Source organism: Rhizobium sp. 11_C7_N12_5 (assembly GCF_051811145.1).
GTDB lineage: Bacteria > Pseudomonadota > Alphaproteobacteria > Rhizobiales > Rhizobiaceae > Rhizobium > Rhizobium lusitanum.
Genome location: NZ_JBPWPY010000001.1, coordinates 3559641 through 3573275 on the forward strand (window position 1 = coordinate 3559641; position 13635 = coordinate 3573275).

Genomic DNA, 13635 nt, shown 5'->3' on the forward strand with positions numbered 1-13635 from the left:
GCCGGCTTACAGATTGCCGATGCAGAGGTACTTCATTTCGAGATAGTCGTCTGCGCCGTGGCGCGAGCCTTCGCGGCCGAGGCCGGATTGCTTGATGCCGCCGAAAGGCGCCGTCTCTGAAGACATCAGGCCGGTGTTGATGCCGACCATGCCGTATTCCAGCGCCTCGGCAACCCGCCAGACCTTCTTCAGATCGCCGGCGAAGAAATAGGCGGCAAGGCCGAATTCCGTGTCGTTTGCCTGCGCGATCACGTCCTCGACCGTCTCGAACCGGAAGAGCGGCGCGACAGGGCCGAATGTCTCCTCGCGGGCGACCTTCATCGTCCGGTCGATGCCGGTCAGAATGGTCGGGGCGAAGAAGGTGCCGGCCCCTTCGATGCGCTTGCCGCCGAGGAGGACCCGTGCGCCCTTCGATACGGCGTCCTGAACATGGTCTTCGGCCTTGGCGACGCCCTGTTCGTCGATCAGCGGCCCGATGGTCACGCCCGGCTTGAAGCCGTCTCCGACCGAAAGCTCTGACACCTTGGCGGCGAGCTTGGCCGCGAAGGCATCATAGACGCTGGATTGCACATAGATCCGGTTGGCGCAGACGCAGGTCTGGCCGGCATTGCGGTACTTCGAAGCCAGCGCCCCTTCGATGGCGGCGTCGAGATCGGCATCGTCGAAGACGATGAACGGCGCGTTGCCGCCGAGCTCGAGGCTGACCTTCTTGATCTGGTCTGAGCACTGGCGCATCAGGATGCGGCCGACCTCTGTTGAGCCGGTGAAGCTGATCTTGCGCACCTTGGCATTGCCGCAGAGCTCACGGCCGATCGCCGGCCCATCGATGCCGACGATGATGTTGAGAACGCCGGCCGGAATACCAGCCTCTTCGGCAAGCACGGCAAGCGCAATCGCCGTCAGCGGCGTCTGTTCGGCAGGCTTGGAGACAACCGTGCAGCCGACTGCAAGCGCCGGCGCAATCTTGCGGGCGATCATCGCCGCCGGAAAATTCCAGGGCGTAATCGTGCCGACGACTCCCACCGGCTGCTTGATGACGACCATGCGCTTGTCATTGGACGGCGCGGGTATGGTTTCGCCGTAGATGCGCTTGGCCTCTTCCGCATACCATTCGACATAGGACGCGGCGTAGAGGATTTCACCCTTTGCCTCCGGCAGCGGCTTGCCCATCTCGACCGTCAGGATCGCCGCCAGTTCATCGGCATTGGCGATCATCAGATCGAACCACCTGCGCAGGAGGACGGCGCGTTCCTTGGCAGGGCGGGCAGCCCAGGCGACTTGGGCGATGTAGGCAGCGTCGATCGCCGCCGTCGTCTCGGCGGCACCCATGTCGGGGAGCGTCGCGAGCACTTCGCCGGTGGCGGGATTGATGACATCGAAGGTCTTGGTCGCGCCGCCTGCCGTCCAGACGCCGTTGATATAGCCGGTGTCGCGCAGGAGCCGCGAGGAGAAGGGGACATGCTTGGTCATTGCGGTCGTAAACGACATGATATGCACTCCGACAGGTTTTCGCCCGGCAGGCCGCGCGGGCGGATCATAGAGAAAACGCGGAAGGGCGGCGGTTAGCGCGCGGCACTCGCCTCGATCATGGAGGCTTCGAGAATGTCGAGCGCCTCGCTGAACACGCCGTCCTGGATGGTGATCGGCGACAGGAAGCGGATGACATTGCCGTAGACGCCGCAGGTCAGCAGGATCAGGCCCTTGTCGAGAGCGATCAGCCGCACCTTGTTGGCGAAGTCGGCGCTGGGCAGCTTCGTTGTGACATCGTTGAATTCCACGGCATTCATGAAGCCGGGGCCGCGAATGTCGACGATCTCGGGCACCTTGTCGCGCAGCGATTCCAGCCGCTGCTTCAGCCGCGAGCCGAGCTGGTTGGCGCGATTGCAAAGATCCTCGTCGGCGATGACGTCGAGCACGGCATGGGCAGCGGCGATACCAAGCGGATTGCCGCCATAGGTGCCGCCAAGGCCGCCTGGTTCCGGTGCATCCATCACTTCGGCGCGGCCGGTGACGGCGGCGAGCGGGAAGCCGCCGGCAAGGCTCTTTGCCATGGTGACGAGATCGGCGGCGACCTCATGATGATCCATCGCGAACATCTTGCCGGTGCGCGCAAAGCCGGTCTGTACCTCGTCGGCGATCAGGAGAATGCCGTGCTGGTCGCAAATTTCGCGCAGCGCCTTCATGAAGGCTGGCGGCGCCGGATAGAAGCCGCCTTCGCCCTGCACCGGCTCGAGGATGATGGCGGCTACGCGCCGCGGATCGACATCGGCCGCAAACAGCTTCTTCAGCGTCGCCAGCGATTGTTCGACACTGACGCCGTGCAGCGGCACAGGGAAGGGCGCATGGAAGACATCGCCCGGCATCGGGCCGAAGCCGATCTTGTAGGGCGCGACCTTGCCGGTCAGCGCCATGCCCATGAAGGTGCGGCCGTGGAAGCCGCCGCCAAAGGCGATGATGGCGGAGCGGCCAGTGGCGGCGCGGGCGATCTTCACGGCGTTTTCGACGGCTTCGGCGCCTGTCGTCACGAAGATCGTCTTCCTGGCGAAATCACCGGGAACGATCGCATTCAACCGTTCGGCCAGATGCACATAGCTTTCATAGGGCACGACCTGGTGGCAGGTGTGGGTGAAGCGGTCGAGCTGTTCCTTGACGGCGGCGATCACGCGGGGATGGCGATGGCCGGTATTCACCACGGCAATGCCGGAAGCGAAATCGATATAGCGATGTCCCTCCTTGTCCCAGATCTCGGAATTTTCGGCTCGGTCGGCATAGATTTGCGTCATCATGCCGACGCCGCGGGAAATGGCGGCATTCTTCCGTTCGGTCAGGGTCATCGCTGTGGCTCCAAGGAAGACGGTTTCAAATTAGCTTGCAGAACTTCTGCAAGTTCTTTAGAAAATTCCTACATTTTTCCTGCAAGATTTCAAGTGGGATTTTGTGCGGATGACAAGAATGCGCGAAGGTTCACGTAAGCGCTTCTTCCATGCTAAGCAGATCAAAAGACTAGAGATCAGGGATGATTGGCAAATGAGCAGTATCGAGCCCGAGCGCTCCCCCGTGCGCTACAAGGTGGCGGAAGCGGCGCGTCTCGCGGGCGTGTCGGCTTCCACCCTGCGGCTATGGGAAAGCCAGGGCCTGGTCGTACCCTTTCGCTCGGTGACCGGGCACCGTCAGTACAGCGCCGAGGATGTGGCGCGGCTGAAGCGCATTTCCTGGTTCCGTGCCGAGCGCGGCCTCAACCCGGCGGCTATCCGCGAGGCGCTGGAAAACGAGGATGCTTCGGGACCTGCTGCCGACAATGGCGAACAGATGGCGCCTTCCGGCATCGGCCGCAAGCTGCGGGCGCTGCGCCATACGGCCGGCAGGACGCTGGAGCAGGTCGCCGCCGACATGGGAATAACGTCGTCGACGCTGTCGACGCTGGAGCGGACCTCGCAAGGCGTCAGCTTCAAGACCCTTCATGATCTCGCGGATTACTACGGCACGACGGTCTCGCGCCTGTCGGGCGAAGAACGCGAGGATGTTCCGGCCCTGATCAGGGCGGGCGAGTGGCGCACCTGGCCGGCGACGACGCCCGGCGTCACCGTCCAGCTTCTGGCCGAAGGAAAGACGATGATGGATTGCCATCGCTTCGTGCTGTCGCCGGGCGCGGCCAGCGAAGGCGCCTATCGTCACGAGGGGGAGGAATTCATTCACGTCCTGGCCGGGCGTCTGGAACTGGTGCTCGACAGCGATCAGTTCTTCGATCTTCTGCCTGGCGATTCGCTTTACTTCGAGAGCCGCCGCTATCACTCCTGGCACAACCGCCATGATGGTGAGACCATATTGCTCTGGGTCAACACGCCGCCGACATTTTGAGCGGCGAGCGGTATCGTCATCCCCCTGTCTGTTCTATAGAACGGACGAAAAGCGAATTCAGAAGATAAAGCCGGGAGAATCTCATGGCTGCCACCATCCGTTATCACGAAGGTGATATTTCCGCTGACGATGCCGCCCGCTACACCGGCGCCATTGCCGTCGATACGGAGACCCTCGGCCTCATTCCGCGCCGCGACCGGCTTTGCGTCGTGCAGCTTTCGCCGGGCGATGGCACGGCCGATGTCATCCGCATCGCCGCCGGCCAGAAGCAGGCCCCCAATCTCGTCGCCATGCTTGCCGATCCCGCCCGCCAGAAGATCTTTCACTATGGCCGCTTCGATATCGCCGTGTTGTTCCACACCTTCGGCGTCACCACCACGCCGGTGTTCTGCACCAAGATCGCCTCGCGCCTCTGCCGCACCTATACCGACCGTCATGGCCTGAAGGACAATCTCAAGGAAATGCTCGAGGTCGATATTTCCAAGGCGCAGCAATCGTCCGACTGGGCTGCCGAAAGACTGTCGCCGGCGCAGCTCGAATATGCCGCCTCCGACGTGCTTTATCTCCACGCGCTGCGCGCCAAGCTGACGGAACGCCTGCTGCGCGACGGCCGCATGGACTATGCGGACGACTGCTTTGCCTTCCTTCCCACGCGCGCCAAGCTCGATCTTCTCGGCTGGGAAGAGGCGGATATTTTTGCGCATAGCTGATAGCTTTGCCTGAAGAGCGAAACTCTCAATGAAAGCCGGTGCTGCGAAAGTGGCACCGGCTTTTCTCTTTAGCGATCTGTTAAGGAACTGACTGCTATCATATCGGTTGATTTGCTGCGTTCGACGGCGTTTTCCCGTTTCGCACCCCGGTTACCTGGCGTTCGAACATCGACCGGCCGCATGAGCGGACCCTGATTGACCCTGCCCCCCGCTTCCATCGTCGCCTTGCCAGACAAAGGAGCATGTCATGTTGCTTCCCGTTGGTGCCGTGTCCGCCGTGGCTGCGCCTATTGAAAAGCCCGTCGTTGTGACGGCGGAGACTGCCGGCCTCCAGACAGCGGCAACACCGCTGGCCGTTCTATCGAGCACGATCAACGCCAACGTCGAGGGCAAGCTGAACATGCTGCTGGTGGCGGCACGCGAGCGGATGTTCGATAGCCTGCTCTCCGCCATCGATGCTGCCGGCGCGGCGCTGAACGTTTCACGTGAACCGGGCGAGAGCGATGCCGCCTTCGCGCAGCGCATCGCCGCCACGATCCGCAGCCTGCCGCCGCAACAGCTCGCTGAGGCACAGCAGCGGCTGAACGCGCAGATAAGCACGCCGATCCCGTTGCCTCTGCTGGCCAAAGCGTTGGAGAACCCGGAAAGCCCGCAAGCGCTACAACTGGCTCTCAGCCTCGAGCCTGCGCCTTCCGCAGAACCCGACGCCGTGTTGAAGGCGGTCGTCAATTCCTACGGCCAGAATGCCGGAGAGCCGGAAAGCGTGGTAACGCAGATGCCGACGCCGGCCCTGACGCAGAAAGCAGCCGATATGGCAGCCCCGGCAGCATTGTTGACGGTTCCCGTGAAAGAAGCGGGGCCTTCTACGGCGCTGCCTGCGGCGGCTCAGCCTGTCGCACAGCCGGCACAAGTGCTCCAAGAGGCACCGTCGCCGAGTGCTTCGGCTTCGCCCGTCCCCGCTGCCGCCGTTCAAGCGGCTCCGGCGCAAGCGATCGCACAAAGCGGATCGGCTCCGGCTCCGCAAGTAGCACCTGGCGCCAACATCGACGCCAATGCGACCTTGTTGTCTTCGCAACTTGCGTCCCTTGTCGATGATCTGACTGCGGGGCCATTGCTGGCGGCGATCGCTGCCGAGACCAAGCTGCCGACTGAAGTCGAGTTGATCAGATCGCCGCTTACGCCGCCGCCGATGCCGCGCGACATCCAGCAGATTCAGGCCGATATCAAGCAGGGGCTGCAGGTTGTCATCAACCCGCCTGTGGCGGCAGCCAGTTCGGCCCTTCTGCAGATCATCGGCAATCCGGCGGCCTCGGTCGAACAGATCATAGCGCAGGCGCTGACCGCCAATGGGGCAGGGCAAATGTCGCCCCAGCCACAGCCGGCCGTCGATGAAAGTGGCAGAAGCCGCCTTGTTGCGGCGGGCTTTACGCCGACAGCGCTGGCAGCTGAACCGGAGGCGTCTGTTTCCGTTGCGTCACTTGCCGGAAAGCCCCAGCCTCAGACATCAGCTGCAGCAGCAACGTTCGATGCGCCAGAGCAGATGGGAGTAATTGCCCCGATACCGCTGGGGGTTCCCTTCGTCGTTGCGAATTATCTGCCGGCGGCCACCCCCACCAAGGACGCCGAATCGAAACCGGTCGATCGCGTGGATCCTGTCGAAGACGAGGATGACGAGGAAGGCGAAGAGGCCAGCGACGGCGATAAGGAGCAGCACGAGACCGAAGACGATTCACAGGCTCCGGAATCATCGCCGCAGGCGGCCGACGAGACCTCCGGCGATACGGAAGCGCAGCTCGTCTCTTCTCAGAATGCGGTTGTCCCGCCGGACCTGCCTGCCTTGTCGCAGCCCGCGCCGGCCGATCGCCCGCAGGATCATGCCTTCGATTTCTATCGCCGCATGGTGGAGTGGGAATAATCGGGAAGAGCGCATAGTACAGTCAAAGAAAAACCCGCCGGATCGCTCCGGCGGGTTTTTGTTTCGATAAGGCTTCAGCCGAAGATTATTCGGCGTTGCGGTTCTTGAGAGCCGCACCCAGGATGTCGCCGAGCGAAGCGCCCGAGTCGGACGAACCGAACTGAGCAACGGCTTCCTTCTCTTCCGCGATTTCCAGAGCCTTGATGGACAGCATGATCTTGCGGTCCTTCTTGGAGAAGTTGGTGACGCGGGCGTCGACAATCTGACCAACCGAGAAACGCTCCGGACGCTGTTCGTCGCGGTCACGCGACAGATCGGCGCGGCGGATGAACGAGGTGATGTCTTCGTGGCTGACGAGCTTCACTTCGATACCGCCGTCGTTGACTGCGATGACTTCGCAGGAAACGACTGCATTCTTGCGCAGGTCGCCGGAAGCTGCTGCTTCGCCGACTGCATCCTTGCCGAGCTGCTTGATGCCGAGCGAGATGCGTTCCTTGTCGACATCGACGTCGAGAACGACGGCCTTGACGACATCACCCTTGTTGAACTCCTCGATGACCTGTTCGCCCGGACGGTTCCAGTCGAGGTCGGAGAGGTGCACCATGCCGTCCACATCGCCGTCGAGGCCGATGAACAGGCCGAATTCGGTCTTGTTCTTGACTTCGCCTTCGACTTCGGTGCCGGCCGGATGGTTGCGGGCGAATGCAGCCCACGGATTTTCGAGCGTCTGCTTCAGGCCAAGCGAGATACGGCGCTTGGTCGGATCGACTTCGAGAACGACCACTTCGACTTCCTGGCTCGTGGACAGGATCTTGCCGGGATGAACGTTCTTCTTGGTCCAGGACATTTCCGAGATGTGGATCAGGCCTTCGATGCCCGGCTCCAGCTCGACGAACGCACCGTAGTCGGTGATATTCGTGACGGTACCGGAAATCTTCTTGCCTTCCGGATACTTGGCCTGGATGCCATCCCACGGATCGCTCTCGAGCTGCTTCATGCCGAGCGAGATACGGTGGGTTTCCTGGTTGATGCGGATGATCTGTACCTTGACCTGCTGGCCGATGGACAGGATTTCCGACGGATGGTTCACACGGCGCCAAGCCATGTCGGTGACGTGCAGCAGGCCGTCGATGCCGCCGAGGTCAACGAACGCACCGTAATCGGTGATGTTCTTGACGACGCCGTCAACAACCTGGCCTTCTTCGAGGTTCTGAACGATTTCAGAACGCTGCTCGGCACGGGACTCTTCCAGAACCGTACGGCGGGATACGACGATGTTGCCGCGGCGCTTGTCCATCTTGAGGATTTCGAAGGGCTGCGGGTTGTGCATCAGCGGGGTCACGTCGCGGATCGGACGGATGTCGACCTGCGAGCGCGGCAGGAAGGCGATAGCGCCGTCGAGATCGACGGTGAAGCCGCCCTTGACCTGGTTGAAGATGACGCCTTCAACGCGTTCGCCAGCTTCGAACTTGGCTTCGAGCTTGATCCAGCTTTCTTCGCGGCGAGCCTTTTCGCGCGAAAGAACGGCTTCGCCCAGCGCGTTTTCGATACGCTCGACGTAGACTTCGACTTCATCGCCAACCTTGAGCGTGCCGTCCTTGGCGCGCGCACCGAATTCCTTCAGTGCGATGCGGCCTTCGACCTTGAGGCCGACGTCGACAACGGCGACATCCTTCTCGATGCCGGTGACGATGCCCTTGGTGACATAGCCTTCGGCGAGATCGTTCTTGGCGAAGGATTCTTCGAGAAGGGCTGCGAAATCTTCGCGAGAGGGGGTAGTTACAGACATAAAATCTCCTGGCGTGTCCTTATTATGCATTTTTGGACACTGATGCGCCGGTGGTTCGTGTTGAACAGGCCTGACCCCAGTCCGCCTTCCCCTTGAGGGAAAGCTATCCGGCGCTTGGACGGAATGTCAGGCTTCATACAAATTGGCGACTCCGTGCGCTATAAGCACGCGACAGCCGCTCGCATTTTCAGGCATTTCGGCTCAGAGCGGTGTCGATGATCGACTTTGCCGTCTGAAACGCCGCTTCTATACTCATTTCTGAGGTATCAAGCAAGTACGCGTCTTCGGATGGCCGAAGCGGGCTGTCGGTGCGGCCCATGTCACGCTCGTCGCGGCGCTTCACATCCTCGAAAATGGCTGCGTAATCGGCGCGGCCGCCGGCCTCGACGATCTCGTCGTAGCGCCGCTTCGCCCTGACCTCGGCCGAGGCCGTGACATAGAATTTCACCGGCGCGTTCGGGCAGACGACAGTGCCGATGTCGCGACCGTCAAGCACGGTGCCGGGCTCCTTGCCGGCAAAGCTGCGCTGCGCTTCGACCAGAGCCCGGCGCACGGCCGGCATGACGGCGATCTTCGATGCCGCTTCGCCGATCTCGTGTTGCGACAGGATGGCCCGGTCGAGCCCGGCGAGATCGACCTTGCGCGCCATGGCCGCGGCGACAGTCTCGTCATCGAGCGGCAGGCCGGCATCGAGCAGCGCTTTGGCGGTTGCGCGGTAGGTGAGGCCGGTATCCAGATGGTGGAAACCATAGGCGTCCGCGATCCGGCGCGCCAAGGTCCCCTTGCCGGCTGCCGCCGGCCCGTCGATGGCGATGATCATTCTTCTTCTGTCCCTACCCTTTATCCCGATGTTACTTGCTGTAGCGACGCACGAGATCGGCCATCTCGGCGGTGTCGGTGCGATCGATCGCGTCGAGGCCGTCCGCCACGCCCTGCCGGTCGGCCAACGGCCGGTTCTGGCTGACCTTCCATTTGCCGTCAATCGTTTCGATATCGATCTCGATGCCGATAATGCCCTTCAACTGCGCTGCGACGAATTCCGGCGGCGCATCGTCGACCGCCCAGGGCTGCGAGCGGCTGTTCTCGTTCTCGCGCGTCAGCGCGCCGATCTGCGTGCGCAGCCAGGCGGGATCTTCGATTATCCGCGCGCTGCCGCGAACCTGGACGATGGCATAGTTCCAGGTCGGCACGACCTTCCCGGTTTCACGCTTCGTCGCATACCAGGACGGGGTAATATAGGTATCGGCGCCCTGGAAGACGACTAGCACCGGCGCGCCATCAGCGATTTCCCGCCACTGGCCGTTGGCCCTGGCGACATGGGCCTGCAGCGTGCCCTTCGGCGAAAGGCCCGTCTCGAGATGGAACGGCACTGGATTGGCGATCAGGCCGCCGTCGCCCGCGGTGATCAGCAATCCGAGCGCGTGGGCGCGGATGAGATCGTGTTGCGTACGGAGATCGTCTTCGCGATGGTGGGGCGGCTGATACATGGTTCCGGTCCGTTTGCTGTCTCCATCCTCCGGCGCTTCATGGCGCGCGGCTTCGGATGCTGTTCGCGCGCGATCTAGCAGTCCTTGACCTCGATCGTCGCGCCCAATCTTGTCATCATATCAAGAAAATCCGGAAAACTGGTAGCGATCGTGCCGGAATCCTCGACCGTGACGGGGTGCCCGGCGGCAAGCCTCGTGACGAGGAGGCTCATGGCGATGCGATGATCGAGATGAGCCCCGCGGCTGGAACCGCCAGCACCGATCTTCGCCGGCGATTTTCCTTGCCACGCCGGTATTCCCTAGCATTATAGGACTGGCTGCGATCTCCCTGCGCCAGATGTCCTGCGGCTTGCACCGGCTCGTTAACATGGGCGCGCTGACCAGTCATCCCGCAACGCGCGAAAACCGCGTGCGAAGCGGCATGAAGTTTAGCTTTGACAGAGACGGCCGCAACGATTAAGGGGACCGGCTGATATTTCCCTTAAAACGCCGGTTTCCCCGGCATTGCCGGATTTTCATTCGGTCATTCATGAGGCTTTGACAGTGGCGAAAACGGAACTTGGAACAAAACGTACCGATCCGGACAATGGCAAGAAGTTCTACGACCTGAACCGGGACCCGGTCGTCTCGCCTTATACCGGCAAGTCCTGGCCCTTGTCCTACTTCGAGGAAACCTCCGCTTCGAAGGAAGTTCCCGAAGAAGAGGAAGTGGCCGAGGTCGATACCGAGAACACTGAAGTCGAACTCGTGTCTCTCGAGGATGCCGATGAGGCGGCGGCCGGCGACGATATTCCGGATATCGGCGATGACGATGTCGAAATCGGCGACGATGACGACGATACCTTCCTCGAAGCCGACGAAGATGAGGATGATGACGACATGAGCGACATCATCGGCGTCACCGGCGACGACGACGACGTCTGATCTGCGGACAAGACGGCCCGGCAAACAAGAAAAGTTCCCGGGCCGAAATTTTCGGCTTGCTATCTGTAAGAACCAGAAGTAATAAGCCGCCACCCCGACGGGCAAAGCGCTTCGAAGGGACCCAGGGCCGGTCAAACGGCACCACCTTGATGGGGCTATAGCTCAGCTGGGAGAGCGCTTGCATGGCATGCAAGAGGTCAGCGGTTCGATCCCGCTTAGCTCCACCAGCCTTCGCTCTGCGAGCTTCGGCTCGGCAAGCCGGTAGGCTCGATGTGCCGAAGGCGAGAAGGTAGCGAAGGCTGTCGCGCTGAAGCTGCGCAGCAACGCAAGCGGACTTTCTCCAAATATTGCGATCATGTGCTGGCCAAACATCGTCGATGATTCTGGCGTAATTGGCGATAACGCATGAGTTGCGTGCCCGTCTCAGTACACTATCATACCCTGCATGAAGTACGTCTATATCCTCATAAGCCGCGACTTTCCTGACCGCCACTACATCGGCGTGACCGGGGATCTCAAAGCTCGTCTGGCAAAGCACAATGCGAGGGAAGTCCCGCATACCTCCAAATATGCACCGCGGTCGATCAAAACCTACATTGCCTTCTCCGATGAATCGCAGGCTTATGGATTAGAAAAATATCTGAAATCGAGCTCAGGACGCGCTTTCGCGAAGAAAAGGCTGTAGCTCTCTTCTCGGCATCTAACCGACACCTCGATGGCACGGCGGTCGAAAAAGCCACATTGCAGTGCACAAAAATCTGCTAGGGAGAGAATGAATCGTTTCTGCCGACAAGCTTAAGGATGTGCCGTGTTCGTTTTTTCGAAACTTGTCTGGATCTTCGGTCAGCCGCTGTCGCTGGCGTTCTTTTTCGGCCTGCTGGCGTTGCTCGCCGCTCTCCTGCGCTGGCGCGCCGTCATGCTCGCCTCGTCGCTGTTGTCGGTGCTGATCCTGTTCGTCGCGCTCTATACGACGGCGGGCGCCTATATAGTGCAGGGGCTGGAGGAGCGCTTTCCGCATGCCGCCGCCGATCCGGCTGACCTTAAATGCATGATCGTGCTCGGCGGCGCCACCCAGAACGAGGTGACGACGGCGCGTGGCGGCTATGAGCTCGATTCGGCAGGTGATCGCCTCGTCGAGGCGCTGCGGCTGGCGCAGAAATATCCGCAGGCGCGGATCGTGGTCTCGGGTGGCGATGGTTCGATCGGCGGTAGCTACGAAGGCGACGCCGTCATCTCGGAGCGCTTCTTCACCGCGCTCGGCATACCCACAAATCGTCTCGTCGAGGACAAGACCTCGCGCACCACCTTCGAGAATGCCGTCAATACCAAGGAGCTGCTGGCGCAGAACGGGCTTTCGGGCTGCCTGCTCATCACCTCAGGCTTCCACATGCCGCGCTCGATGGGCATCTTCCGCAAGCAGGGCATCGATGTCGTGCCCTGGCCGGTGGACTATCGCAGTACCGGCAAGGAAACGCTCGGCCTCGATTTCACGCAGCCTTCGCTCAATGCGCAACTGCTGGCGACCGGCATGCGCGAATGGATCGGCCTCGTCGGCTATTATGCCGTCGGCCGCACATCGGCGTTTTATCCCGGACCGTGACCACGTGTCCGGACCGTAACCACGTGTCCGGACCGTATAATTATGTGCCCGCGCCCTGATGGCTATTTCTTCGAGATGGTGACGAATTTGACGCCGCGCACCCTGACGGTGATCTCGCAGGGGTCGCCGCCGGTGCGGTCGCAGAAGTGCGGGTGCATCTTCATGACCAGTACCATGTTGCCGAAGCGCTGGATGAAATCGTAGCCGTAGATCTGCGCCGTGGCGATCATCAGGTAGCCGCCTTCGGCCACATGGACGTAGAAATTGTAGGGGCAGCCTTCATCCGTGCAATAGGGGCCCTTTTCGCCCTTGCAGGTGATCTCGCCTTCGTTGATGACGATATCGGTCAGCGTGTCGTTGTTGATATCCTGCTCGGTGGCGAAATGATCGCCGAAGCTCACCTGGCCGTCGCAGGTCTTGGTGAAGTGCTCCTTCTCGAACGCCACCGGATCCTGAAGAATCGACTGCTGCGCCAGCGCCGTAGCGGGCATGATCACGAATGTGATGAGATTGAGGATCACGATCAGCAGGGATTTCACGGGAAATTTCCTCTTCGAAGCGCCGTCGCGGCCACGTTGGTCGCCGTAACCGCTGCGACATCTTTACACGCGCCTGCTTGCGCGGCCCTTGCCGTCGTGATTCATTTCATGAAAATCGCCGCCGGCGCCCTGTTGGAGTTCCCGATGTCGCTTCTCTCGTTTCTCGATTACGCCGGCGTCGCCCTTTTCGCTGCCACCGGCGCGCTGTCTGCCTCGCGCAAGCAGCTCGATCTGATCGGTTTTCTGTTTTTTGCGGCGGTCACCGGCATCGGCGGCGGCACGCTCAGGGATATCATCCTCGGCCGGGTGCCGGTCTTCTGGGTGCTGAACCCGACCTATATCATCATCTGCGCCATCGTCGGCGTGCTGTTCTTCTTCACCGCGCATCTGTTCGAATCGCGTTATCGGCTGCTCATCTGGCTCGATGCGGTGGGGCTGTCGGCCTATTGCGTGATGGGGGCGGCAAAGGGCATGGCGGCGACAGGCTCGCCCACGGTTGCCATCGTCACCGGCGCGCTGACGGCGACCTTCGGCGGCATTCTGCGTGATCTCTTGGCGAACGAGCCATCGGTGCTGCTGCGGCCGGAAATCTACGTGACGGCCGCGCTCGTCGGCGCCGGCGTCTTCACCGCAGCCAATTCAACGATGCTGCCGCTCTATGCGTCGGCCGGGCTCGGTGTTGCCGCGGCCTTCGCCGTGCGCGGCGGAGCGCTATGGTTCGGCTGGACCTTCCCGACCTATCATCACAAGCCCGGCAGGCATCCCGACGATGTGATGTGAGACAGGGAGGCAGTAGGAATTAGGCAATAGCAA

At 61.5% G+C, this 13635-nt stretch carries 13 protein-coding genes, 1 tRNA gene and 1 pseudogene; 8 read left to right on the plus strand and 7 right to left on the minus strand.

Features of this window, described 5'->3' with window-relative positions; all coding sequences use genetic code 11:
- Window positions 1-6: 6 nt before the first annotated feature.
- Together AB8B29_RS17385 and AB8B29_RS17390 are read right to left on the minus strand one after the other, a co-directional pair.
- Window positions 7-1488 (minus strand): NAD-dependent succinate-semialdehyde dehydrogenase, encoded by a 1482-nt coding sequence (locus AB8B29_RS17385; RefSeq protein ID WP_037199361.1) that lies wholly within the window; start codon window positions 1486-1488, stop codon window positions 7-9.
- A 74-nt stretch (window positions 1489-1562) separates the two neighbouring features.
- On the minus strand, window positions 1563-2834 hold the full coding sequence (locus tag AB8B29_RS17390; protein WP_037199305.1) for a 4-aminobutyrate--2-oxoglutarate transaminase: 1272 nt from the start codon (window positions 2832-2834) through the stop codon (window positions 1563-1565).
- A 193-nt stretch (window positions 2835-3027) separates the two neighbouring features.
- Between AB8B29_RS17390 and AB8B29_RS17395 the strand changes: the two genes are divergently transcribed.
- The 3 genes from AB8B29_RS17395 (at window position 3028) to AB8B29_RS17405 (ending at window position 6483) form a co-directional block, all read left to right on the plus strand.
- A complete protein-coding gene (locus tag AB8B29_RS17395; RefSeq protein WP_037199360.1) occupies window positions 3028-3858 on the plus strand; it encodes a MerR family transcriptional regulator in 831 nt (276 codons plus the stop codon).
- Window positions 3859-3941: 83 nt separating this feature from the next.
- Window positions 3942-4568 carry a ribonuclease D gene (locus AB8B29_RS17400; RefSeq protein ID WP_112442446.1) on the plus strand — a complete coding sequence of 209 codons (627 nt, stop codon included), beginning with the start codon at window positions 3942-3944 and terminating at the stop codon, window positions 4566-4568.
- 247 nt (window positions 4569-4815) lie between these two features.
- Complete coding sequence (locus AB8B29_RS17405) at window positions 4816-6483, plus strand: hypothetical protein (RefSeq protein ID WP_112442444.1); 1668 nt, start codon at window positions 4816-4818, stop codon at window positions 6481-6483.
- Between the two features lie 85 nt (window positions 6484-6568).
- Here the strand turns inward: AB8B29_RS17405 and rpsA are convergent, their stop codons facing one another.
- From rpsA to AB8B29_RS17425, 4 genes and pseudogenes are all read right to left on the minus strand, one after another.
- Window positions 6569-8272: a 30S ribosomal protein S1 gene (gene rpsA, locus AB8B29_RS17410; protein WP_037199299.1), complete on the minus strand. Its 1704-nt coding sequence runs from the start codon at window positions 8270-8272 to the stop codon at window positions 6569-6571.
- Window positions 8273-8459: 187 nt separating this feature from the next.
- On the minus strand, window positions 8460-9092 hold the full coding sequence (cmk, locus tag AB8B29_RS17415; protein ID WP_112442442.1) for a (d)CMP kinase: 633 nt from the start codon (window positions 9090-9092) through the stop codon (window positions 8460-8462).
- A gap of 31 nt (window positions 9093-9123) precedes the next feature.
- Window positions 9124-9759, minus strand: a complete 636-nt coding sequence (locus tag AB8B29_RS17420; protein WP_112442440.1) for an FMN-binding negative transcriptional regulator — start codon at window positions 9757-9759, stop codon at window positions 9124-9126.
- Between the two features lie 74 nt (window positions 9760-9833).
- Window positions 9834-9995 (minus strand): annotated as a pseudogene (locus tag AB8B29_RS17425) (3-phosphoshikimate 1-carboxyvinyltransferase); the annotation flags it as partial.
- A gap of 307 nt (window positions 9996-10302) precedes the next feature.
- Between AB8B29_RS17425 and AB8B29_RS17430 the strand changes: the two are divergent.
- The 4 genes from AB8B29_RS17430 (at window position 10303) to AB8B29_RS17445 (ending at window position 12283) form a co-directional block, all read left to right on the plus strand.
- On the plus strand, window positions 10303-10683 hold the full coding sequence (locus tag AB8B29_RS17430) for a TIGR02300 family protein (protein ID WP_034512763.1): 381 nt from the start codon (window positions 10303-10305) through the stop codon (window positions 10681-10683).
- A gap of 151 nt (window positions 10684-10834) precedes the next feature.
- Window positions 10835-10910 (plus strand) — tRNA-Ala (locus AB8B29_RS17435).
- A 218-nt stretch (window positions 10911-11128) separates the two neighbouring features.
- Window positions 11129-11368: a GIY-YIG nuclease family protein gene (locus AB8B29_RS17440; protein ID WP_112442436.1), complete on the plus strand. Its 240-nt coding sequence runs from the start codon at window positions 11129-11131 to the stop codon at window positions 11366-11368.
- Window positions 11369-11491: 123 nt separating this feature from the next.
- On the plus strand, window positions 11492-12283 hold the full coding sequence (locus AB8B29_RS17445; protein ID WP_112442434.1) for a YdcF family protein: 792 nt from the start codon (window positions 11492-11494) through the stop codon (window positions 12281-12283).
- Between the two features lie 62 nt (window positions 12284-12345).
- Here AB8B29_RS17445 and AB8B29_RS17450 read toward each other — a convergent pair whose 3' ends face one another.
- The gene (locus AB8B29_RS17450) at window positions 12346-12822 is read right to left on the minus strand and encodes a hypothetical protein (RefSeq protein ID WP_092576521.1); all 477 of its coding nucleotides are present in this window, start codon (window positions 12820-12822) and stop codon (window positions 12346-12348) included.
- Window positions 12823-12966: 144 nt separating this feature from the next.
- Between AB8B29_RS17450 and AB8B29_RS17455 the strand changes: the two genes are divergently transcribed.
- Window positions 12967-13602: a trimeric intracellular cation channel family protein gene (locus AB8B29_RS17455; RefSeq protein WP_037199358.1), complete on the plus strand. Its 636-nt coding sequence runs from the start codon at window positions 12967-12969 to the stop codon at window positions 13600-13602.
- Window positions 13603-13635 lie beyond the last annotated feature (33 nt).

Bases quoted from the DNA above. Each gene is read 5' to 3' on its own strand.
- AB8B29_RS17400 (WP_112442446.1), top strand. From the start codon at position 3,942: ATGGCTGCCACCATCCGTTATCACGAAGGTGATATTTCCGCTGACGAT.
- AB8B29_RS17405 (WP_112442444.1), top strand. From the start codon at position 4,816: ATGTTGCTTCCCGTTGGTGCCGTGTCCGCCGTGGCTGCGCCTATTGAA.
- AB8B29_RS17390 (WP_037199305.1), bottom strand. From the start codon at position 2,834: ATGACCCTGACCGAACGGAAGAATGCCGCCATTTCCCGCGGCGTCGGC.
- rpsA (WP_037199299.1), bottom strand. From the start codon at position 8,272: ATGTCTGTAACTACCCCCTCTCGCGAAGATTTCGCAGCCCTTCTCGAA.
- AB8B29_RS17455 (WP_037199358.1), top strand. From the start codon at position 12,967: ATGTCGCTTCTCTCGTTTCTCGATTACGCCGGCGTCGCCCTTTTCGCT.
- cmk (WP_112442442.1), bottom strand. From the start codon at position 9,092: ATGATCATCGCCATCGACGGGCCGGCGGCAGCCGGCAAGGGGACCTTG.
- AB8B29_RS17385 (WP_037199361.1), bottom strand. From the start codon at position 1,488: ATGTCGTTTACGACCGCAATGACCAAGCATGTCCCCTTCTCCTCGCGG.
- AB8B29_RS17395 (WP_037199360.1), top strand. From the start codon at position 3,028: ATGAGCAGTATCGAGCCCGAGCGCTCCCCCGTGCGCTACAAGGTGGCG.
- AB8B29_RS17440 (WP_112442436.1), top strand. From the start codon at position 11,129: ATGAAGTACGTCTATATCCTCATAAGCCGCGACTTTCCTGACCGCCAC.
- AB8B29_RS17420 (WP_112442440.1), bottom strand. From the start codon at position 9,759: ATGTATCAGCCGCCCCACCATCGCGAAGACGATCTCCGTACGCAACAC.